The sequence below is a fragment of the Okeania sp. SIO2B9 genome, from assembly GCF_010672505.1.
GTDB classification, from domain to species: domain Bacteria; phylum Cyanobacteriota; class Cyanobacteriia; order Cyanobacteriales; family Microcoleaceae; genus Okeania; species Okeania hirsuta.
On record NZ_JAAHGK010000017.1, the window covers coordinates 1 to 21,424 of the forward strand.

At 35.4% G+C, this 21,424-nt stretch carries 17 protein-coding genes, 1 other RNA gene and 1 pseudogene; 8 read left to right on the forward strand and 11 right to left on the reverse strand.

Translation table 11 applies throughout. The features are described from left to right. Positions 1-603: 603 nt before the first annotated feature. Positions 604-1,800: a lipid-A-disaccharide synthase-related protein gene (locus tag F6K13_RS01525; protein ID WP_124145783.1), complete on the reverse strand. Its 1,197-nt coding sequence runs from the start codon at positions 1,798-1,800 to the stop codon at positions 604-606. 357 nt (positions 1,801-2,157) lie between these two features. On the opposite strand from F6K13_RS01525, the gene corA reads away from it, so the two are divergent. The 3 genes from corA to F6K13_RS01540 all read left to right on the forward strand — a co-directional run bounded on the left by corA (position 2,158) and on the right by F6K13_RS01540 (position 4,929). Then, complete coding sequence (corA, locus tag F6K13_RS01530; protein WP_124145782.1) at positions 2,158-3,321, forward strand: magnesium/cobalt transporter CorA; 1,164 nt, start codon at positions 2,158-2,160, stop codon at positions 3,319-3,321. 293 nt (positions 3,322-3,614) lie between these two features. Then, positions 3,615-4,004: RNase P RNA component class A (gene rnpB, locus F6K13_RS01535), an RNA gene on the forward strand. A gap of 46 nt (positions 4,005-4,050) precedes the next feature. Continuing rightward, a complete protein-coding gene (locus F6K13_RS01540) occupies positions 4,051-4,929 on the forward strand; it encodes a phytanoyl-CoA dioxygenase family protein (protein WP_287286710.1) in 879 nt (292 codons plus the stop codon). A gap of 642 nt (positions 4,930-5,571) precedes the next feature. Here the strand turns inward: F6K13_RS01540 and F6K13_RS01545 are convergent. The 3 genes from F6K13_RS01545 to F6K13_RS01555 all read right to left on the reverse strand — a co-directional run bounded on the left by F6K13_RS01545 (position 5,572) and on the right by F6K13_RS01555 (position 7,665). After that, entirely contained in the window at positions 5,572-5,772 is a 201-nt protein-coding gene (locus F6K13_RS01545; RefSeq protein WP_287286711.1) for a glutathione S-transferase N-terminal domain-containing protein, read from the reverse strand. 360 nt (positions 5,773-6,132) lie between these two features. Next, positions 6,133-6,798, reverse strand: coding sequence for a dTMP kinase (gene tmk, locus F6K13_RS01550; protein ID WP_124145466.1), 666 nt, complete (start codon positions 6,796-6,798; stop codon positions 6,133-6,135). A gap of 705 nt (positions 6,799-7,503) precedes the next feature. Further along, a complete protein-coding gene (locus F6K13_RS01555) occupies positions 7,504-7,665 on the reverse strand; it encodes a hypothetical protein (RefSeq protein WP_161565096.1) in 162 nt (53 codons plus the stop codon). A 32-nt stretch (positions 7,666-7,697) separates the two neighbouring features. On the opposite strand from F6K13_RS01555, the gene F6K13_RS01560 reads away from it, so the two are divergent. Then, positions 7,698-8,036: a hypothetical protein gene (locus tag F6K13_RS01560; protein ID WP_124145465.1), complete on the forward strand. Its 339-nt coding sequence runs from the start codon at positions 7,698-7,700 to the stop codon at positions 8,034-8,036. 132 nt (positions 8,037-8,168) lie between these two features. Here the strand turns inward: F6K13_RS01560 and F6K13_RS01565 are convergent, their stop codons facing one another. The 5 genes from F6K13_RS01565 to F6K13_RS01590 form a co-directional block, all read right to left on the reverse strand. Further along, positions 8,169-8,291: a hypothetical protein gene (locus F6K13_RS01565; RefSeq protein WP_287239355.1), complete on the reverse strand. Its 123-nt coding sequence runs from the start codon at positions 8,289-8,291 to the stop codon at positions 8,169-8,171. A gap of 328 nt (positions 8,292-8,619) precedes the next feature. Continuing rightward, on the reverse strand, positions 8,620-10,950 hold the full coding sequence (locus F6K13_RS01570) for a cation-translocating P-type ATPase (RefSeq protein ID WP_287286712.1): 2,331 nt from the start codon (positions 10,948-10,950) through the stop codon (positions 8,620-8,622). Positions 10,951-11,509: 559 nt separating this feature from the next. Then, positions 11,510-12,457, reverse strand: coding sequence for a DUF975 domain-containing protein (locus F6K13_RS01575; RefSeq protein ID WP_124155557.1), 948 nt, complete (start codon positions 12,455-12,457; stop codon positions 11,510-11,512). A 212-nt stretch (positions 12,458-12,669) separates the two neighbouring features. After that, a complete protein-coding gene (locus F6K13_RS34835) occupies positions 12,670-13,128 on the reverse strand; it encodes a Ycf66 family protein (RefSeq protein ID WP_339379471.1) in 459 nt (152 codons plus the stop codon). Positions 13,129-13,289: 161 nt separating this feature from the next. Beyond that, a complete protein-coding gene (locus tag F6K13_RS01590) occupies positions 13,290-13,793 on the reverse strand; it encodes a Uma2 family endonuclease (protein WP_287286716.1) in 504 nt (167 codons plus the stop codon). Between the two features lie 729 nt (positions 13,794-14,522). On the opposite strand from F6K13_RS01590, the gene F6K13_RS01595 reads away from it, so the two are divergent. The 3 genes from F6K13_RS01595 (at position 14,523) to glcD (ending at position 17,335) form a co-directional block, all read left to right on the forward strand. Further along, the gene (locus tag F6K13_RS01595) at positions 14,523-14,738 is read left to right on the forward strand and encodes a hypothetical protein (protein ID WP_124144007.1); all 216 of its coding nucleotides are present in this window, start codon (positions 14,523-14,525) and stop codon (positions 14,736-14,738) included. Positions 14,739-14,874: 136 nt separating this feature from the next. Beyond that, positions 14,875-15,315 (forward strand): DUF3808 domain-containing protein, encoded by a 441-nt coding sequence (locus F6K13_RS01600; RefSeq protein WP_124144008.1) that lies wholly within the window; start codon positions 14,875-14,877, stop codon positions 15,313-15,315. Positions 15,316-15,856: 541 nt separating this feature from the next. Then, on the forward strand, positions 15,857-17,335 hold the full coding sequence (gene glcD / locus F6K13_RS01605) for a glycolate oxidase subunit GlcD (RefSeq protein WP_124144009.1): 1,479 nt from the start codon (positions 15,857-15,859) through the stop codon (positions 17,333-17,335). A 719-nt stretch (positions 17,336-18,054) separates the two neighbouring features. Here glcD and F6K13_RS01610 read toward each other — a convergent pair. After that, positions 18,055-18,438, reverse strand: a pseudogene (locus F6K13_RS01610) (IS1 family transposase); the annotation flags it as partial. A gap of 72 nt (positions 18,439-18,510) precedes the next feature. Next, on the reverse strand, positions 18,511-18,732 hold the full coding sequence (locus F6K13_RS01615) for a choice-of-anchor W domain-containing protein (RefSeq protein WP_124144010.1): 222 nt from the start codon (positions 18,730-18,732) through the stop codon (positions 18,511-18,513). A gap of 1,188 nt (positions 18,733-19,920) precedes the next feature. On the opposite strand from F6K13_RS01615, the gene F6K13_RS01620 reads away from it, so the two are divergent. Further along, positions 19,921-21,267 carry a TldD/PmbA family protein gene (locus F6K13_RS01620; protein ID WP_124144011.1) on the forward strand — a complete coding sequence of 449 codons (1,347 nt, stop codon included), beginning with the start codon at positions 19,921-19,923 and terminating at the stop codon, positions 21,265-21,267. Positions 21,268-21,424 lie beyond the last annotated feature (157 nt).

The window sequence follows — 21,424 nt, forward strand, 5'->3', positions numbered from 1 at the left end:
TGGGGAAGACAGGAGAAATGGGTCGGGAGAAATGGGTCGGGAGAAATGGGTCGGGAGCAAGGAGGTAGGAGTAACAATTGTCAATTTGGGATTTTTCTGCCCAACTATGCGCCTAAAATATTAACTTTTTGAGCATCAATAGCTGAAAATCAGGCACTTTTTCAAGGCCCCAAAAAGGCACTTACCTTTATCTGTAAATACTTTTAGATTTAATCAGCAAGCCCTAATTAATAATTAAATAATTCTGGTTTCAAGCCTCCCCTTTCAAGGGGAAAAATTGGTCGTTAGCGTAGCTTCCCGCAGGGTGGGATGGCGAGGTCTCGGAGCCATATCCAATCGACCAAGAGAAAAGAAATAATATCATGTCCGCTGGTATCGTTTGTGTAAACCCAAGAGTGAATATCTCCAGGAAATTTAAGTTTTTTCTTGCTCTTAAGTATTCCTGCCTGTTGCCAGATGAGCTGTTGCCTGTTGCCTACCTTTGCTATACAAGACCGATGCTACCAGACATAATATAATATTTCCTTACATTCAATTCCGTAACGGTTTTAACCAGAGGTAATTATCCATTAATGAATTATCCATTATCCATTAATGAACTTCCTATTCCCTACTCAAATATTGAATTAAATAATCAGCTATTTTCTCACTACCACCAGGTCTACCCATCCTTTGAATACCATTACGAATACAAGCTTCTAAATATTCCTTATCTGCCAAAGTTTCTTTTACTTTTTGAGCTGCTTCTTGCAGAATAAAATTATTAGCTGGTTGTTTACCAATAACCTGTACTGAACAACCTAAAAGTCTGGTTTGAGCTTCCGCAAACCGATAAGTAAATGAAGGACCTTCACCGGGGATAGTAATGACAGGTTTTCCTAATCCTACTGCTTGTTCAATTGCAGTTCCTGCCATCCCAATTACCAAATTTGATTGTTGTAAAATATCGGCAAAAGCATCCTCGTAAAAAATTACTTCTATTGAATATTCCTCAGTTAAAAACGTCAACTTACCTGCTTGATATTGCCAATTTTCAGAAGTAGCGACTGCCTCTAGTTCAGACATTAAAATAGGAACAGCAGCTACTCGAAACTGACAAACATTTTCTCCCATAAATTTGACAATTTCTCTGACCAATTTAAGTAGCAATGATAAATTTCTGCCAGCCTCCGGTAAACGAGAACCAGGTAAAATACCAATAGTAAATAATCCTGGTTTAAGCTGTAAATCTTTTCCTGTAGAAATTAAATTATCCATCACAGGCGTACCGACAAATTCTGCCTTTTTAATTCCTTGTCGGTTTAAATCTGTTGCAGTCAAAGCATCTCTAACAAAAACTTTTAAACATCTAGAATTATTCAGTAATTTTGGCAATATTAAACCCAAATTAATTCGATCTTCATAATAACTAGAATCAGCCGAAAGAAACACCACATAAGGCAACTTGGTCCAATAAGCGATCGCTGCGACTACAATATCTCCAGTAGCCATAACTAAATCACAGTTTTTTGCAAATTGCCAAACTGTTTGTAACTGTCGCCAAGTTAAACTAATTAATCCCTGTCCCAAGTCTTTAAATAATAATAAAGGGTTTAGATAAAAAAAACCCCCTGATGGCATATTTGATGTAGGGCCAATAATTGGTATTCCTAAATTTTTATAACTATTACCAGCACCAACAATAGGCATAGCTGATATAGTTGTATCTGAACAAATTTTTGTAAAAGCTTTAATAATTTGACAATTATGTGTATCTTCTCCGTGACCATTACTTAAAAACAGTATATTTTTTGTTTTCATAATTATTATTGAGACAAATATAAATTTTTTAAGTTTTCCAATTGTCAAAATTAAAGATAAGAAGGAATAATATCATGTCAGGTTGAATACTTAATAAATAACAACGGAGGAGTCAGGAGTCAGGTAGAAGATCCGTCGGATTGGCGACGTACAGGAGTCAGGAGGAAATAAAGAAGTAAAAGAATAAGAAAGTTTTTTATCACTAATTAAGCAGACATGATATAACGTCAATTTAAAAATATATTTCAACCCCTGTTATCAAAAAAATAAAGTTAAAAGAAAATCACCTTATATCACTTTATTTATCAAACTTAAAATTGTTAGAAGTAGTACTTATAATTTTCATATTTTCAAATTATGGCACATTCAATCAATATACAACCTAATTCTTATGAATTACCTTCAGAAGAAGAATCTCATGTTGACTATTATTATGACGATCCAGAAGATTTACCTGGAACTCTCAATTTAGAACCTGATGCTCCACCACCAGAGATGGCTCTGATAGATTATACAAAAAATATAGCTACCAGGATCAAAATAGCAAACCCAGAAATTTGTATTCCCTACCTCAAATCAGATTCAATTTCTTGGATTAATGTACTTGGTTTAGGCAATAAAACATCTTGGCAACAGATGGCAAAAGTATTTCAAATACATCCTCTGAGTGTTGGAGATATTGTTAATGTACCACAAAGACCTAAAGTTATACATGACAAAAATCAACTCATAATTATTACCTGGATGGTAAGAATAAAATCAGATTCAGAATCATTTGAAAAAGAGCAAGTCAGTATTATTTTAGGAGAAAAACATTTAATCACAGTCCAAGAAAATCCTGAATATGATTGTCTGAAACCTGTACGAGAAAGAATCAAAAATAATCAAGGAATTATTCGGAAACAAAAAGTAGATTATTTAGCTTATTCTCTAGTAGATACAATCATTGATGGATTTTTTCCTGTATTAGAAGAATATGGAGAAAGGATAGAGATATTAGAAGATGAAGTAGTATTTAAACCAGACCGTCATACCATGCAAAAAATCTATAAACTGAGGCGAGAATTATTAACACTACGTCGAGCTATTTGGTCATCAAGAGAAGCAATTAATATTCTGATTCGAGATGGTAGTAATTTAATCAATCCTGATGTATTGGTTTATTTTAGAGACTGTTATGAACATACAATTCAACTCAGAGATATAGTAGAAACTTACAGAGATTTAGCTTCTGATTTAATGGATATTTATTTGTCCTCTGTCAATAATAAAATGAATGAAGTAATGAAGCTACTAACTGTTATCTCATCAATTTTTATTCCTTTAACTTTTATCGCCGGAATTTATGGGATGAATTTTGACCCAGCAGATTCTCCTTGGAATATGCCAGAATTAGATTGGTATTATGGTTATCCTCTTTGCTTAGTCATAATGTTTTCTACTGCTATTAGTTTGATTTACTTTTTTTGGCGAAGAGGATGGTTTGAAAATCTTTCAACTACTATTGAAGCAGAAGATTAGGAGACATTAGGTACTTCAAAATGTAGAATTAAAAATCAGAAGTAAGCAACCTTCTAGCGTCCCTAAGAAATTATTTTACCAAAATAATTGGGTCTAAAACCTCGCCTTTTAAGGGGATAAAAAAAAGATAATTCCGTATTTTCGTAGCCTCCTTATTGCAGAGGTACTGATAACTGATAACTGATAACTGAAATGACTCCCTATTAATTTTTTCTATACTCATCATCAAAATAATTCTGGGTAAAAAATTAACAATAGGTAATTTATTTGATAATATATTCTAAATATAGGGATAAAGTAGGTGAGGCAGTTGCGGACTCAATATCTTGGGTCTGAGGAAAGTCCGGGCTCCCAAAAGACCAAGCTTGCTGGATAACGCCCAGTGCGAGCGATCGTGAGGATAGTGCCACAGAAAAATACCGCCCTGGAGATGAGATATTATTCAAGTCTCTGAGGTAAGGGTGCAAAGGTGTGGTAAGAGCGCACCAGCAGTATCGTGAGGTACTGGCTAGGTAAACCCCGGCGGGGAGCAAGGTCGGAGGGGCAATGGTTGGTCTTTTTCCAGCTCCGTTGTCAAGTGTACCGCTAGAGGTGTCTGGTAACAGGCATCCCAGATAGATAACTGCCCTCTTAGCTGGTTTCAGGTAAGAGAACAGAACCCGGCTTACTCCCTACTTTTTCCTTATTTTTTATACTAAAGTAATTAACAATTAATACTTATAAAAAATAATGAAAAAAATGCCTGAATATTTAGCTGATAAAACTCCATCAACAGAACAATTAAATACATGGATTGAATCTTTTCATACTAATGGTTTTTTAGTCATTCCTAATGTATTAACACCTGAAAAATGTAAACTTCTTAGAAATGACTTAGATGGAATTTTAAGGAAAACTGAAGAAGAACAATCTGACAGGTCTAATCCAGTAGCAAAAGCTTACACATCAATCAAAATAATGGAGCGAATGTTTGAGCATTCCCAAGATAATTTAGACTTGTTTGCCATGGAACCAATTGTTACATTTGCAGAACATTTAATCGGTGGAGCAAATGGAAGAGGTTACTCAAGAAATGATGGAATTCCTAATGCTAATGTTGTTCATGTTATCCACAATAATTCTTTTAAAGTTCCTCCTCAAAATGATGGATTAGCAAACAATGCTTGGCATCAAGATGATACACCACACGTTCTTTCTCTTGATGGTAAACCCTTAAACAATATTCGCTTGAATGTTCTAGCATTTTCCGTTAATTGTTACTTAACTGATGTATTTTCTCCAGATAACGGACCAACCCAAGTTATTCCAGGTTCACATCTGTTTGGTAAGTTTTGTGATGGTAATCTTTTAGGATATGAAGATAAAATTCATAGTTGTCTTGGAGGAATGGGTACTGCAGTTTGTTTTAACAATCAAGTTTGGCATAGAGGTTCTAGAAATTCATCTTCTGTCACCCGGTACATTACACAAATCACTTATGGAAAAAGATTAGTTGGACATAAATATGCACCATTTATGAATTATCAGATGCCAAGTCATTGTTATGAAGAAGCAGATGAAAGATTGAAGCGAATTTTGGGGTTTCTACCTCATGGTGCTTATGGTTAATTAGGGTTTCTGAAAAGTCTTTTAGTAGGGGTAGGAGACAGGAGACAGGAGACAGGAGACAAGAGAAATGGGAATGAGCGAGAAGGTAGAAGTAAGAATTGTACCTTGATTTTTCTGCCTAACTATGCGCCTAAAATACTAACTTTTTGAGTGTTTTAGACTGAAACAGGTGCACTTTTTAATAGCCCTAAAAAGGCTAAAGTATTTATATGTCAATGCTTTTAGATTTAATCAGCAAGCCCTAATTAATTATAGAATTTACTTAGTATTAAGTTTTTAGGCTTGAGAAATAATGATTACCTTAATATGTCGGTTTAGTAATGTGGAATAGGGGCAATACAGGAAAAAGATTGAAAAATACTCCCCTCTTTTTAATATTAGAATCAGAAGATTTATTCCCTTAGACTGCTATGTCAGCTAGTACTAACTTTTGCATTCTGTGAAACTTCAATATACTGGTTTTTCCTATCATCTAATTCTTCCATCTATAAACCTTCTCAGTGGAAAGCCACTAAAATTTTCATTCTGTGAAGCTCCAAAAAATCAGCGGGTCAAATGATTTTTGGCTGCATTCTTACAATTTTTGTGATATCATAAAGACTATAAGGGTTCGTTCGCCCCTACGCATGACTTTTTATTCAACTAAATTTCCTTGCTCAGAGACAATAGAACANCTAAGGCAGGTATTTTACCATTAGGATTTTTTTGTAAAAATTCTGGGGTACGACTTTCTTCTTTTGTAATATTAATTTCAATTCTTTCAAAAGGGATTTCTAACTGAGTTAACAGTAGACGGATTTTATAGCAGTTACCAGAGGTAGAAAATTCGTATAATTTCAACATATAGCAATTCCAATGATTGTGAAGTAAAAAATTCCTTTTTTTTAGGGAGTAGGGATTAAGGAAGTCAGAAGTCAGAAGTCAGAAGTCAGAAGTTATTTTTGTAATGGGGATTTTGAGCAACTTTCCAAAAATATTTAGCCTTAAAAGGCGGGGTTGCGCGACCTATATTATTTTGATAAAAAATAAGAAAAACAACCATGCCTCAGTAACTTGAGAAACGCTATTTTAAGATCAATACTTAAAAAAATCTCTTTCCCTTTATGAGTTTAATACCTCACAATCTACAGGTTGTTGACAATTGGTTGGGGTTTGAGTCCTCATCCATTTTTTCTTCCTTCTTCCTTCTTCCTTCTTCCTTCTTCAAGTCCATTCTATTAATTTTTTCCTCATAACTTCTTGAATTTGTTCTTGAACTTTATCTATGGTTAGATTAGCATCTATTCGTACTATCGAAGGATTACTTTTAGCTAATTCTTGATAGCCTTTTTGTACCCTTTTATGAAATTGAATATCTGCTTGTTCCATCCTATCAATTTTCCCTCTATTTTTAGCTCTAGTTAAACCAATTTTAACATCAATATCTAACCAAAAAGTTAAGTCGCTTTTTAAGCCACCTGTAGCAATATGATTGAGTTTTTGAATTAAATCTAAATCTAAACCACGACCATATCCTTGATAAGCAATAGTCGAATCAGTAAAGCGATCGCACAATACTATAGCCCCTTTTTCTAAATAGGGTTTAATCAAGTTTTCAATATGTTGAGACCTATCTGCTGCATATAGTAACAATTCTGCTCTTTCTTGAATTTGTTCTCCAGATATATCTGTATTTAATAGTAATACTCGTAAAGCTTGACCTAATTTTGTTCCTCCTGGTTCTCGCGTGACAATTACTTCTAAATCTATAAATTTTGATAAAAGTTTGTTTGATTGTTTTTTATATAATAGCCAATTTTGTAACAGTTGAATTTGAGTGGTTTTACCCCCTCCTTCAACACCTTCAAAGACAATGAATTTACCTATCATTTTGCATTTATTTATCTATTTTTAACTGCTTTTTTAGAATTTGCTAATAATTACTAATTTCTTGATAGCAATAATTTTATTTTAGCTGTGTTCCTAGACTTTTAGGGAATAAGAAATGGCAGACATCGAAGTAATAAAATTCTTTAAGCATTCAGCTATTAGCTGTCAGCTCTCAGCTCTTATAAGGGGGTTTAAATGAATATAGACTGTTTCAGCCAGCTTTTATAGTAATATCATGTCCGGATAATTAGTGATCAAAAAACTTTCTCCTTCTCCTCTTCTTTCTTCTTCTTTATTTCCTCCTAACTCCTCACTCCTGACTCCTGACTCCTCCGTAGTTTATTTATAACTGTTCAACCGGACATGATATAAGTATAAATTCTGGCTCAATTAGTAAAGCTTTTATCTCAAACTAAAAGCAATAGCTGATGGCTGAATGCTTACAAAATTCTTACTAATTATTTAGGATTCCTATTAATTAAATTATTCTATAATGTATTGTTGAATACTTATAAATAAATGAAAACTAGAACAGGAAAAATAGAGATATTTGCCGTTGAAGCGAGAGGATCTGTTTTTTTTACAGACAAAATATTATATTATTACCTATAGGGAGTATATAGAATATTAATTTATATTTTATCTTTTTCTTTTGGCTTTATAGCACTACGCAAATAGGGCGCGGACATTGATAAATTCTCAAACTCAGTCAGGGATTACTTCTGAGTTCCGACTTCTGACTTCTGACTTCTGATTTGCGCGTAGCGCTATAATACCTCGAACTTCATAAGCGGTGTTTACAAGCTTGTTGGGGTTTGAGTCCTCATCCACTTTTTCCTTCTTCCTTCTTCCTTCTTCCTTCTTCAATTCAAATAATTTTTCTATTATTGGAGTTTTTTATGGCTCGCTATACTGGTTTATTTACTGTAGCTGTCGATGTAGAAAATATACAGTTAATTTTGACAGATATTCTGAGTTATTGTGGTTTTGAAGTTGTCTATATTCGAGGCAATTATTTAATGGCTAGTGAAGTTCATGGTCAAGTAATTTTCTCTCAACTTATTACTATAGAAATCAATGTTGCCATAGCAACTAATACTGAAAAAACACGCATAAATATAGTTGTTAGAAATGAAGAAATTCCTTTAAAATCAGATAATCATTGCCGTCAAAAATTTGATTTGTTAAGTAAGTCGATAATAGAAAATCCTAATTGGGAATTTATAGACAGCATTTAATGGAGGAGTCAGGAGTCAGGAGTCAGGAGTCAGGAGGGAAGAAAGAAGAAGAAACAGGAAGAAAAGGAGAAAATTTTTTATCACTAATTATCCGGACACGATCGGGACTTACGCAAATTCACCTTGAAAACGTCATATGTAGGGGCGAATGGCATTCGCCCTCACTCGATTTAGTGTCCGTGCGTAAGTCCTGATGATATAACCAGTGGGAGCATCTTGCTCCCGTTCTAAGTGTTCCTTATCTCCACTTACCATTAATGCAACACTACCAAAAAATGTTTGATCTGAGTGCCAGAGCGCAAACCTTCCTAAATTCTCTTCACTTCTGGGTAGTCCTACATGGTCATTTCAGTTATCAGTTATCAGTTATCAGTACCTCCGACTAAAGTCAGAGGCTTGAAATACTGAATTGAATATTTTTTTCATCCCCTTAAAAGGGGAGACTTTGGACCTCATTTTTTGGTAATGGTGAGGATATATATTTTTTAATTTCTCCCACACTCTTCATCCCCCCATCTCCCCAAATTCCCCTCCTGGGAGGGGTTAGGGGTGGGTCCCCATCTGACTCCTAATTAACTATTGTTCAACGAAATGTGCTACGCAGTAATAAAGAGTTTGTCACAACACTCACGGAACTAAATGCCATAAAAGCACCCGCTGCAGCAGGGTTGAGAATAATACCAAAACTCGGCAACAACACCCCCGCAGCTACAGGAATGCCCACAATATTATAGGCAAAAGCCCAAAATAAGTTTTGACGAATTTTGTTGAAAGTAGTACGACTGAGTTTAATTGACTGCACCACATCCATCAATTTATCCTGCATCAATACAATATCAGCAGCTTCCACTGCCACATCTGTACCAGCTTGCATCCCAATACCCACATTTGCTTGAGCTAGAGCAGGAGCATCATTAATACCATCTCCTACCATTGCCACTTTTCCCGCATTTGACTGCAAAGAAGCGATCGCTTCTGCTTTTCCAGATGGTGCCACTTCTGCCAAAATATCTTTTGAATTTATATTTAACTGTTGGCCAATAGTTTCGGCAACAGAAGAGCGATCGCCTGTTAATAACATCACTCTTAAACCCATACTTTGTAAACGTTGCACTGTTGCTTTAGCGTCATCCCGAAGCACATCGCTAACTCCGATAACTCCAGCTAATATTCCATCCACAGCAATATAAACTGCGGTTTTGCCATTTAAAGAGGGGATATTTTCAGCATTGACAATAATTTCATGGCTTTTCAACCATTCCAAATTTCCCACTAAAGCAGGTTTACCATCTACAACAGCAGAGATTCCTAAACCAGCTTCGGTGTGAAAGTCTGTTGCTGTGAGTAATGAGACACCCTCTTGTTGAGCTTTTTGTAAAATTGCTTTTGCCAAGGGATGACTCGCACCACTTTCCACAGTCGCTGCAACTTGTAATAACCATTGCGGGTTATCTCCGATAATATCGGTAACGGTGGGATGACCTGTGGTTAATGTTCCAGTTTTGTCAAAGACAATAGTATCTAACTCATGTACTTTTTCCAGCACATCCCCACCTTTAATTAATAAACCTCTTTCTGCACCGACACCCGAACCTACTAATATTGCGGTGGGTGTTGCTAAACCTAATGCACAAGGACAAGCAATAACTAAGACGGCGATAGTTAATTTTAAACTTAATAATAGTGGGGAAGTAGAAGTGGAATGTGCCATCATCATCCCTTCATGGTCGGTCATCTGCAACACATTCGGCCAGATATTAGTACCTGCTAAATACCAAAAGAGGAAGGTTGCGGAAGCGATGGTCATTACGCCGTAGGTAAAATAACCTGCCACGGTATCTGCCAAATTTTGAATGGGTGCTTTGCGGGTTTGAGCGGTTTCGACTAATTTAACTATTTGAGCTAATGTAGTTTCCGAACCTGTGTGAGTTGCCTGAATAACTATAGCGCCTGAGTTATTAATAGTTCCGGCAGTAACTTTAGCACCACATTCTTTTGTTACAGGTATAGACTCCCCAGTCAGCATCGACTCATCTATTGTTGTTCTGCCATTACATATTTCTCCATCCACAGGAATTTTTTCTCCGGGCAATACTTGGAGATATTCTCCGACTTTGACTCGTGAAGCTGGAATTTCTACAGACTCAGAATTATTCTCCCCGTTTGGTGGGGGAACTAAATGTGCGGTTGCAGGTTGGAGTGCTATTAATGACTGGAGAGTAGATGCTGCTCGATATCTTGCTTGTTGTTCGAGGGTTTTGCCAAGAAGGATGAAACCAAGGATCATTACTGGTTCGTCAAAAAAGCATTCCCAACCTAATTCGGGAAATAGTAGAGCAACAACACTGGCAATGTAGGCAGTCAGGGCGCCGAGACCAACTAAGGTGTTCATGTTGGGAGCGTTTCGCCAAAGACTTTGAATACCGTCGATGATAATTTCACGTCCTGGTAGTAATAAAGCTAAGGTTGCTAATGCTGCATGAAACCAAATATTGCCCAAAATGGGAATTTCTAGACCAATGAAGTGACCCAGATGTCCCATACCTGAGAGAATAATGAGGAAAGCAGCGATCGCTATCCGTCTAATTTGTTGTTTAATTTCTTGGTTATGCCGCTCGGTTTGTTTTTTGGTTGCGTCTATTTCGGAGGTGTCGAGACGTGGTTGAGTAGGGAAACCGTTATTTGTGAGTTTTTCGGCGAGGGTGTTTGGATCGATCGCCCCTGTTTGGCATTGGACGGTTGCTACTTCGGTTGCGAGGTTGACTAGAGCGGAGATAACGCCTGTTTGTTGGGTGAGTTGGCGTTCGACTGCTTTGACACATCCGGCACATTTCATCCCACTGACATCTAGGGTGATGGTTTCCGATGGGGAGCGATCGATATTTGTTGTTTCTGGTTTGGAGGCGACTTGCATAAAATTTTCTCTACTAATTTGTAAGATGGGAGAAAGAACAAAAAATGGATTTAAAGAGGAAAAGCAGCAAGGAAATTAGATAATTTCTGTGGCTTTAATTCTCTTTTTAAAGTTGTTTATTAACAACTCTAGTATAGAAAGAAAAATAGCGATCGCTCCATAGTTAACTTAATTTTTTAACATTTTCTTCAGGCAGCTTTTATTTATTAATTCAAACTCAATTAAGATTTAATATTATTTATGTCCGGATAATTAGTGATAAAAAAACTTTCTCCTCTTGTTCCATCTTTTTCCTTTATTCTTCATGTTTTTGTTTCCTTCTGAGGAGGTGACTTTTTTTCCTTATTTGTTCTCAAATTCAAGCCTCCTGAGGATTCTGGTCGTTATTTATAACTATTCAACCGGACATGATATAACCTACGACCTCAAACCCATTACCTAAAACCTAGCACCTTCTTCATAAGCTAGATAAGCAGCAGTAATAACATTTCCGACATTTAGAGGCTCCATAGATAAAATTTTATTTTGAGATATAAATAAATTTATCCTGGCAACAAAATTAAATTTCCCGTTTTCTTAACTCTAAACCTATACCTTCCCGATGAGTTCTGAGGTCATAATAAACTACAGCTTTTATCGCTTGCCGAAATGGTAATAACAAAAGATTACCTAATAAACCAATGATATATCGAATTAAAAATGATAGTATCTGAAAACTTGGGTCCCTTGATGGAGTCGGAACTGTAGTTAGTAAAATGCCTTTAATTTCTGTGGCAATAATTTGTTGAATTATACCAATGGGAATTGTTATCAAAACTCCTACGATTAATATCAAAAAAATCCGCCCTACATATCCTTTAGTTAATTCCCAACTACGTCCTATGGTTTGAGTTGCTGTAATATTTTCTTCAACAGCCAAGGGGATATCAATAATAAAAAAACGAATTAATAATCGTAAATAGAAGTTCAAAAAAATGGGGAAAAGAATAATTACAATTAAACCTAAAAATGCTAAAATTCCAACAATTTGTTGAGCAGGATCTTCCATAATAGCAGTGATAATACCAGCAATAATTCCTATCACCATAGAAAAACAAAGCCAAATTCCCATTTCCATTAAAAACAATAGAAACAACGCTAAGAAAAAAGCCCATATTTTAGGAGCCATAATCCGTCTAGCTTCACGCACTGTTTCTGGTTGATTTACTAATTCGCCGAATACCAATCTAGCAATTATCGCACTATTAACAATTGATTTTGCCGAACAATATAAAAATAGCAATAGCCAAATTGGAATGAGTAGTAAAAAAAGCAAGTTTTCTGGCTGACCATACATAAAAAATAGAGGTACAGGAATCAAAGCTAAAAATGGCAATAAAAACCATAAATTTGCTCGAATAGATACACCAAAATATGACTTAAAATTATCTCGATAAATTCTTAAACCAGCACTAAAAACATTTTCTACATTCAGAGGCTTTATAGGTGGAGTTTTATTTTGAAACATAATTAAATTTATTCAAATTAATTGAAGAAAATTAACTTACAAAAAGGTAGTAGTTTTCCTAACACCAGCATTTCTGGAGAGACACAAATAATTTGTTATTACATAGAAAAATTATTATCTACTTTTATCTTTAGATATTTAGGAAAAAGACTTAACAAATTTCATGGTTTCTATCTCTGTTATTCAATATTTTTTTTGAGTATCGAAGCAACTTACTTAGATATATCTTTAATACCCAAAAATATAGATACAGTAATTAACAAAAACATAGCAAAAGATAATATTGGGTCGAGCCTCCAACCCTGAAATAACAAAATTCCTCCACATAATAGCACTGCGGCCGGAAAAAAAATCATAATAAATATCCATTGAATAATTTGAAAAACTTTTTGATTAGAAACAAAATTGTATAGAAAAGTTTTAATTAACAAAAAGACCAATACAATATGTAACAAAAACATAACAAAAAATAATATTGGGTCGAGTCTCCATCCCTGAAAAAGCAAAATAAATCCACACAATAGCATTGCGATCGGAACAAAAATCCATTGAATAATATCAAAAGCTTCTCTAGATGATGCTTTTTTTCGGGATTCATTCAAAATTAATAGGGCTAGCAACATATCTAATAACGCAAGTAAACTCAGAAAATTTAAACCAAGATTTAGCATTTTATATTCCTTCGATTATTCAGACAAAAGCTAATATATAGACTTAACGAGGTCATAACTCAGATAGGGGAGCCGTCGGATACAAATTTTAGAAAAGTCAATATTAACTGAAAACTGCTCAAATTCTGAGTAATGTTTACATTAGAAAATCCTAAGCATAGTTAATATTGCCCGACTTGAAATATTTGTTCAGCGGTTAAATTAAGTTCTGGAAAAGTTGGGGAACTCACTACATCTTGACCTCTAAATAAATTAATCGCATATTCATTTTCAACTAAATTACAAACCGAAATAGTTGGTTGTTTCGGGTCTCCAATATAGCGCCTACCTCCTAACCCTAAATAATCAACTATCCAATACTCGCCTATCCCTAATTTTTCATATTCTCCAAGCTTAGTTAAATAATCATCTTGCCAATTAGTACTTACTACTTCTATGGCTAATTTAACACTTTTACCTTGAGTAATAGTCGATCGTTTTTTCCACATTGGCTCATTTTCCATAGCATTATCATCTAATACCACTACATCAGGAATATAAGCCAATTTATCCGAATCTATGGCTTTAATTAGTCCCTGTCGATGGATAAAAAAAGGCAAGTTCAGACGCTCAATATTAACTGATAGTTTTGAAGCTAGAAAACCAGCTACTTTTTCGTGAGTTATGGTAAGGGGGTTTTATGTATGACTATAGGATTAAAATTTTGTATTTATTATTTCCAGATTTTGACCAAATATCTTCTGCATTTATGCTCAACCCTAAAATTAAAGCACTACCAGCAAGAGCAGTGATATAAATAGGAATATGTTCTTGTCTCCAATCAGTTAATCAGTTACTCCAAATACACCAATTATACCTAAAAGACTGGTAGCAAAGTCTCAAATAGACCCTGCTGCAAATATAAAAAGTAAAAATTCTTGTATTTTATTTAATATCATGTCCGGATAATTAGTTATAAAAAAACTTTCTCCTTCTTCTCCTGTTGTTCTTCTTTATTACCTCTTTCCTCCTGATTCCTGACTCCTGAGGACTGACTCCTCCGTAGTTATTTATTTATCACTGTTTAACCGGACATGATATAACTCCGAACTTGTTTAAAGTTATTTATCTGAAATAAAGAACAATTCCAACAATAATAGCTGCGACAAAAAAATATTACCATGAACAAATTATTTGAGATTCTTATTTGTTTGTGAGGAAATTTATTTTGGTTTATTGGTTCATATTCACTAGTTAATATTTCATTTTGACTAATTACTGGATAACTTGTAAATGATTCGTCTTTAATCTCCCACTTGTGAATAAAATCTTGAAATTATTTTGTGGATATAGCGTAAATAAAGTCTTTAAGAGATTGCCATTTAGTTTTAATTAACCAATTAGATAACTGCTCCTTGCGCTCTTTTTATCGGCAACTTGTACATGATGCAATTAATCCCGGAATTAATATGTTAAAGCGTCTGGCTATATATAATCAAGAACGTCAAGAAATTCAACAGCAATCCATTAGAATTGGAATTGGAATCAATACCGATGATTTAATGTTAGGAACTGTGGGAGGTGGGAAAAGAATTAGACATCTGGTGAAAATAAACTTACCCTTTATTTAACATAAGCTAGAGTTGTAAAAGTCAGTTCCCTAAATCATTTTTCGTACCTTTTTCCTAAAAATCTATTCCCTGTTGCTTTCCGGAGCTGTTGCCTGTTGCCTGCTATGTGCAAAAAGTCTATATCTTTTTCACGCCTATGTCTATTGATACTACAGTGATCGGTGATGCTGTTAATTTAGCCTCTCGTTTAGAAAATTTAACTAAGTTATATGGATCTAATATTTTAATCAGTGGAAATACTTTATTTGATTTAGAAGAATTCGATAAATATAATTATCATTTTTTAGATAGAGTTAAAGTAAAAAGGAAAAAAGAAGCAGTTGCAGTATTTGAAATTTTGGATGGAGATGCTGAAGCACAAAAGCAATTAAAAATTCAAACCAAAACTGAATTTGAACAAGCTATTATTCTTTATTATCAACAAAAATATTCAGCAGCAAAAGAAATTTTCTTAAATATTTTCCACATCAACCTGGAAGACAAAGCTGTAAAACTTTATCTCAAACGTTGTCAAAAATCTCAAATTTACGGCATTCCAGAAGAATGGAAAAAAGAGATAGTAATTATAGATAAATAGTAGATTATATTATAGGGCAATTTATGAATGAAATATTACCTTATATTTATTTCTCAATATAATATCTAAATTTTTCTGTTTTTTCTTAAACGCCTATTTTTAGGCCATAAATCAGTTTCTAAAATTAATTAGTGAGAAATGGGAGTAAACCATTCCCTAAAAAAACCCTTAATTAGATGGTATAATTGAAAAATCTTAATTTAATACGATTCACACAAAAACGCTATATATAGTGAATAAAAACTATAACGTTATAGATATATAGTGTTTATAATTCATACGTTGTGTAATACCAGTTTGATAAGTGTTTGTGACAAATGGTAGGAACGTTGTATGCAACGTCCGTAGGTCAGAAGGAAGAGAAAAGAAGCAAAAAAATATTGAAGAAAAAAAAGGTAAAAATAAATAGATATAACTATCTAAAATGAATTGGAGAATCTCTTTTTAAGTATCTCTGATTGAGATGCACCTTTTTGTAGAATTCTTTTTTTAAGCTGGTATAAATCCTAATTAAAGTTCAAATATTATAAATAAAACTAAAATGCTTACCAAAAATCAACAACAAACAAAACAAAATTGGAAACAAATAGCCAAACAATTTGAAACTGTTGTGGGTAAAAAAGGCGTAGTTCAACGCAAAGAAGAATTATTAGTATATGAATGTGATGGTCTAGCTAGCTATCGTCAACGTCCCGCATTAGTAATATTACCACGCACTACTGAACAAGTCGCAGCAGCAGTAAAAATATGCGATCGCTTAAATATTCCTTGGCTTCCTAGAGGTGCAGGAACGGGTCTTTCTGGAGGGGCATTACCAATAGAAAACTGCGTTTTAATTGTCACTTCATTAATGCAAAAAATCCTGAAAATAGACTTAGAAAATCAACAAGTTGTTGTACAACCAGGAATTATAAATAATTGGGTAACACAAGCAGTTAGTGGAGCTGGTTTTTATTATGCTCCTGACCCTTCCAGTCAAATTATTTGTTCTATTGGTGGGAATATTGCCGAAAATTCTGGAGGGGTTCATTGTCTCAAATACGGTGTAACAACCAATCATGTTTTAGGACTAAAAATAGTTACTCCCGAAGGCTCAATAGTTGATCTTGGCGGACAAATTCCAGAGATGCCTGGTTATGACTTAACAGGTTTATTTGTAGGTTCCGAAGGTACCCTGGGAATAGCTACAGAAATTACTCTCAGAATTCTCAAATCTCCCGAATCAGTTTGCGTGCTTTTAGCAGGATTTCCTAATATTGAAGCTACCGGACAAACTGTGTCAGATATTATCAGTTCTGGCATTATTCCTGGGGGGATGGAGATTATGGATAATTTCAGTATTAATGCTGTGGAAGATGTCGTCAAAACCAATCTATATCCCCGAAATGCTGCTGCTGTTTTATTAGTAGAATTAGACGGTTTAGAAGTAGAAGTGGATCGAAACAAACAGCGCATCAAAGAAATATGCGAAAAAAACGGAGCTATAGAAATTACTACTGCTCATGAACCAGAAAAAAGGATGAAATTATGGAAAGGACGAAAAGCTGCTTTTGCTGCTGCTGGGAATATTAGTAAAAATTATTATGTACAAGATGGAGTAATTCCTCGGACAAAAATGGCTTATGTTTTAGGTGAAATTGAAGGAATTAGTCAAAAATATGGTTATCGTATTGCTAATGTATTTCATGCTGGAGATGGGAATCTTCACCCGTTAGTTTTATATGATGATGCTGTTGAAGGTGCTTTTGAAACTGTGGAAGAAATAGGTGGAGAAATTCTCAAGATTTGCGTGGAAGTTGGTGGTAGTTTATCTGGAGAACATGGCATTGGTTCAGATAAAAAATGTTATATGCCTTTAATGTTTAATGAGACAGATTTAGAAACGATGCAATGGGTAAGAAGTGTTTTTAATCCCAAGGGTTTAGCTAATCCTGAAAAAATCTTTCCTACACCTCGAACTTGTGGAGAGTCTGCTAATGTTCAGCAAGTTAAACAGTTTGAAGGAGCAGAGGTTTTTTAAATTTTATTTACCTTATTTATCAAATATTAGAGGCTGTTTGTAAAAGGAATATTAAATCCAGGCGTAGGGTGGGTTAGGCGACAATAATTAACAATAATTATGAGTCGCGAACCAAAATCTTAACTGTCTGCCGTAACCCACCGAACATACCGAATATTAAGCCAATATACTGTCTTAATCTTTGCTTGTACATTCACTTTCTTATCTAGTTACTAGATCAAAAAATGACAGATGAAGATAGAGACTTTAACCAAGTCAAAAGTCAAAAGTCAGAAGTTAACCCACCCCTAACCCCTCCCAGGAGGGGGATGCGTGAGCAACTCTCCAAAAATATTTCGTCTTAAAAGGCGGGGTTTTAGACCCAATTATTTTGATAAAATATTTTTGAAAATGGCAATGAATTAGAGTTACTTTATAGATGAGGAGTAGTATCTAGTGATAAATTTTCCACTTCCTACTCCCTCTTGATTTTTCAGTCAGATTACACATAAACAGAAGCAAATACAAATATTTCAGATATTGATATTAATTAAAAAATTAAACTTTTTTCTATTGAGGTACAAAAAAATTCTAGGTTTTAGGCAATAGTTCCAGAAAGCAACAGACAATAAGAAAGAAAAAGACAACTGTACCTTAGCAGAAGCTAGAAATGCTGGTAGTCCTGTAGATGTAGTGATCAAATTACAGTGAAGCGATATAGCTGCCGCACTTGCTCCCTCCGCCAACGCTTCATGATCATGGTGAATAAAATACCAAATAGCACCCAAGTGATTTTCTAATTTTTTAGAAAAGTATAAAGTTTTCCTGACTAACCGAGAAATTCTTTGACATCAAGTATTATTTAATCTTTCTATATAGGCAGTTAAACCAGTTTCTTTACCTGCTGATTTATGCCTATAATCAGGAAAAACTAAATCATCAGCTGACCAGAAATCTGTATAACAAATTGCACATTGCCTGTAGACACCAGGCAGTGAATTCCACAACCCTAATGCGCTGTTTTCTCCTAAACAGAAACCCACTATTTCTCTGGTTTCTATATCCATCGCCAGCCAGAGCTACTGTTTGTGATTTTTACTCCCAACAAATGACCACATTTCGTCGCAGGCAAAACTAGAATTTTCCCCGATTGCCTCACCATTTAGCATTAGTTTATCTACCACAACACTATTATTTTATTTACGAGCTGTTGTGCGGATAAATAGATCGTTGAAAGTATCTGTAATACTGTATTCCAAAGTTTTTCCACCAATCTCGTAGGTGAGGATACCGTCGTCGAATGTCAGAGTGAAATCTTCTCCTTGTCCGCTTACCCAATCAAAGTAACGGTACTGAGTAGGAACTTTTTGGCCGCCATTTTCATTTGATCTACTTTGATCGCCCCCAAAATCTGACAAAGTTTCAACAATTAATAATTAACAATTACCTCTTCTTAAAACAGATATAATTGACGAAAAGGAAAAAAAATTTTTATATAGATAAATTTTGATTTTTAAACTATAGCTTCAGAGAGCATTTTGATGAAAAACTAAAGTTAAAATCGGTTAATACCTTAACTGCTAAATCAATTTAAACAAGTGGCTGAATTTCTGAAATTATTTCATTGGAAAAATGAGTGGATTGAATACCAACGTAACTAACCATGATATAATCCTCTTGTGATTTGATTTTCGATCCAGGCGCTCTATGAAACAGCTAATTCAGACGAGTGCCTTTCGTATTACAATTATACTTCATTTCTTATAGTTCGACAACCTATGTAAATCAATCTAGGCAAAGAATTGAGACTGTTATAGCGCTGTGCGCAGGCAACAGGCAACAGGCAACAGGCAACAGGGGGAATAAATTGCCTATCATATAAGATTTTAGCTATTTGGCCTCTCCTGCAATTTGTAAATATACCAGCGCTCATTGCTATACTACAAAGTAGGAGAGTAGGAGAGATGGAATATTTTTGATATTTACCGAATAATTAATAATTAATAATTAAATAATTCTAGTTTAAAACCTCCCCTTGATCGGGGAAAAAATAAATAATATTTCCTGATATTCAATTCCGTAACGGTTAAAACCCGAGGTAATTATCAATTATCAATTATCAATTATAAATTAATAAAAGGACTTCCGCAAATTGACTTTTAAACCACCATCTGTAGAGGCGCAATTCGGAGCTTTGCGGAGCGCAAATGGTATTCCCCCTTGCCATAAGTAGAGTCTCTGCGTAATATAATGTCCGGATAAGAGCGCGATCAAAAAAACTTTCTCCTTTTCTTCTTCTTTCTTCCCTCCTGACTCGGTCCTTCCCCTCCCCTCCTGGGAGGGGTTAGGGGTGGGTTGGGAGGGGTTAGGGGTGGGTTGACTCCTGACTCCTCCGTAGTCTATTTATAAGTATTCAACCGCAGATGATATAAGTCCTGACCTAATTAAGCGGATTTGATATAATCAGAAGTTACGCATAAGGTACGAAAAATTAGGATTTGAGATTGCTTTCCGTTCCGGAATGCTCCGCAAACCCTGTCGGTCGCAATGACGGAAATACTTTGTACTGCGTAAGTCCTAATAATAACTAATAACTGATAACTGAAATGACCACAGCCATTAAAGCAAATCTTCTTAGTCAAGACGAAGCTTTATCTTTAGTAGAAACAACTGTAAAAAAATCTGAAGCAGAAGGTATAGTCGTTAGTCTTAGCAACAACGAATCATCCCTAAGTCGCTACTCAGAAAATCAAATTAGTCAGAATATTACCAAAACAAAATTTGAACTCAACATTACCAGTTACTTCGGAACTCGCAGCGCCACTGCATCCACCACAGAATTAGACCCGGATGCCATTACAGCCACTATTCGTCGTTCCGAGGAACTTGCCCGCATTGCTCCACAAGACCCAGAATGGGTGCCACTGCTTGAACCTCAAGAATATGAAAAACGTACTCCCGCTTTTGATGAATTGACCGCTACTATCTCCCCACTAGAGCGAGGAAAAATAGTACAACAAGTATGTGCGATGAGTGCCAAAGCAGGAGTTGATGGCTCCGGTACTCTGAGTACAAATACATTTTCAGGAGCGATCGCTAACTCGGTTGGGTTACGCGCTTATAGTAAATATACAAGAGCAGATTTTAGTTTGACGGCAAGAATTGAAAATGGTTCTAGTTGGAGTCGTAGCACTGCCTGGGGAATAAACCAACTACCCACTGAAACTCTAACGGAGGAATTGATAAACCGTGCTTTTGCCTCTCGCCAACCTAGAGAAATTAACCCTGGTGTTTATCCTGTGATTTTCAGTGGGGCAGCTTTAAGCGATCTATTGATTTGGCTAATATTTAATTTAGATGCGCGGGCGGCAGATGAGGGGCGATCGTTTATGTCGCGCACTGATGAAACAGGTAAACCAGTGGGCAACCGAGTTGGGGAAAAAATGTTTAGTCCTTTAGTGCAGATGCAGCGCTATCCAGGACATCCTTTGTTGCAGTTGGAGACTTTCTCTAATAATGGGTTGAGTAATCATTATCTGGAAGTGATTAAGGATGGTGTACCACAGACTTTATCTTACAGTCGTTATTGGGCAGCACAAAAAGGTAAACAACCCACGGGTTATATGTTTCCAGTGGTGATGCAGGGTTCTGAACAAAGTTTGGCCGATTTAATTGCCCAGACAGAAAGAGCTATTTTGGTAAATCGTTCGTGGTATGTGCGTTATGTTAATCCTCGGACATTGGAGATGACTGGTATGACACGAGATGGTACTTTTTGGATTGAGGATGGTAAGATTGCTTATCCGATTAAAAATTTGCGGTTTAATCAGGTTTTGCCGGATATGTTGCGGGATGTGGATGCTGTTAGTCAAGTGCAACGTTATGGTGATAGTGTTTTGCCTGGACTAAGGGTAAAGGCGTTTAATTTTAGTAGTGTGACTGATAGTGTTTGATTCGCAGTCAGCAGTTGTAGGGGCGAATGGCATTTGCTAACGCAAAGCTCCGCTAACGCCCGCACAGGAGTCAGGAGGGAAGAGAATTCAGAAAGATGTCTAATATCATGTTCGGTTAAATACTTATAAATAACTGTTGTGGGAAGTCAGAAGTCAG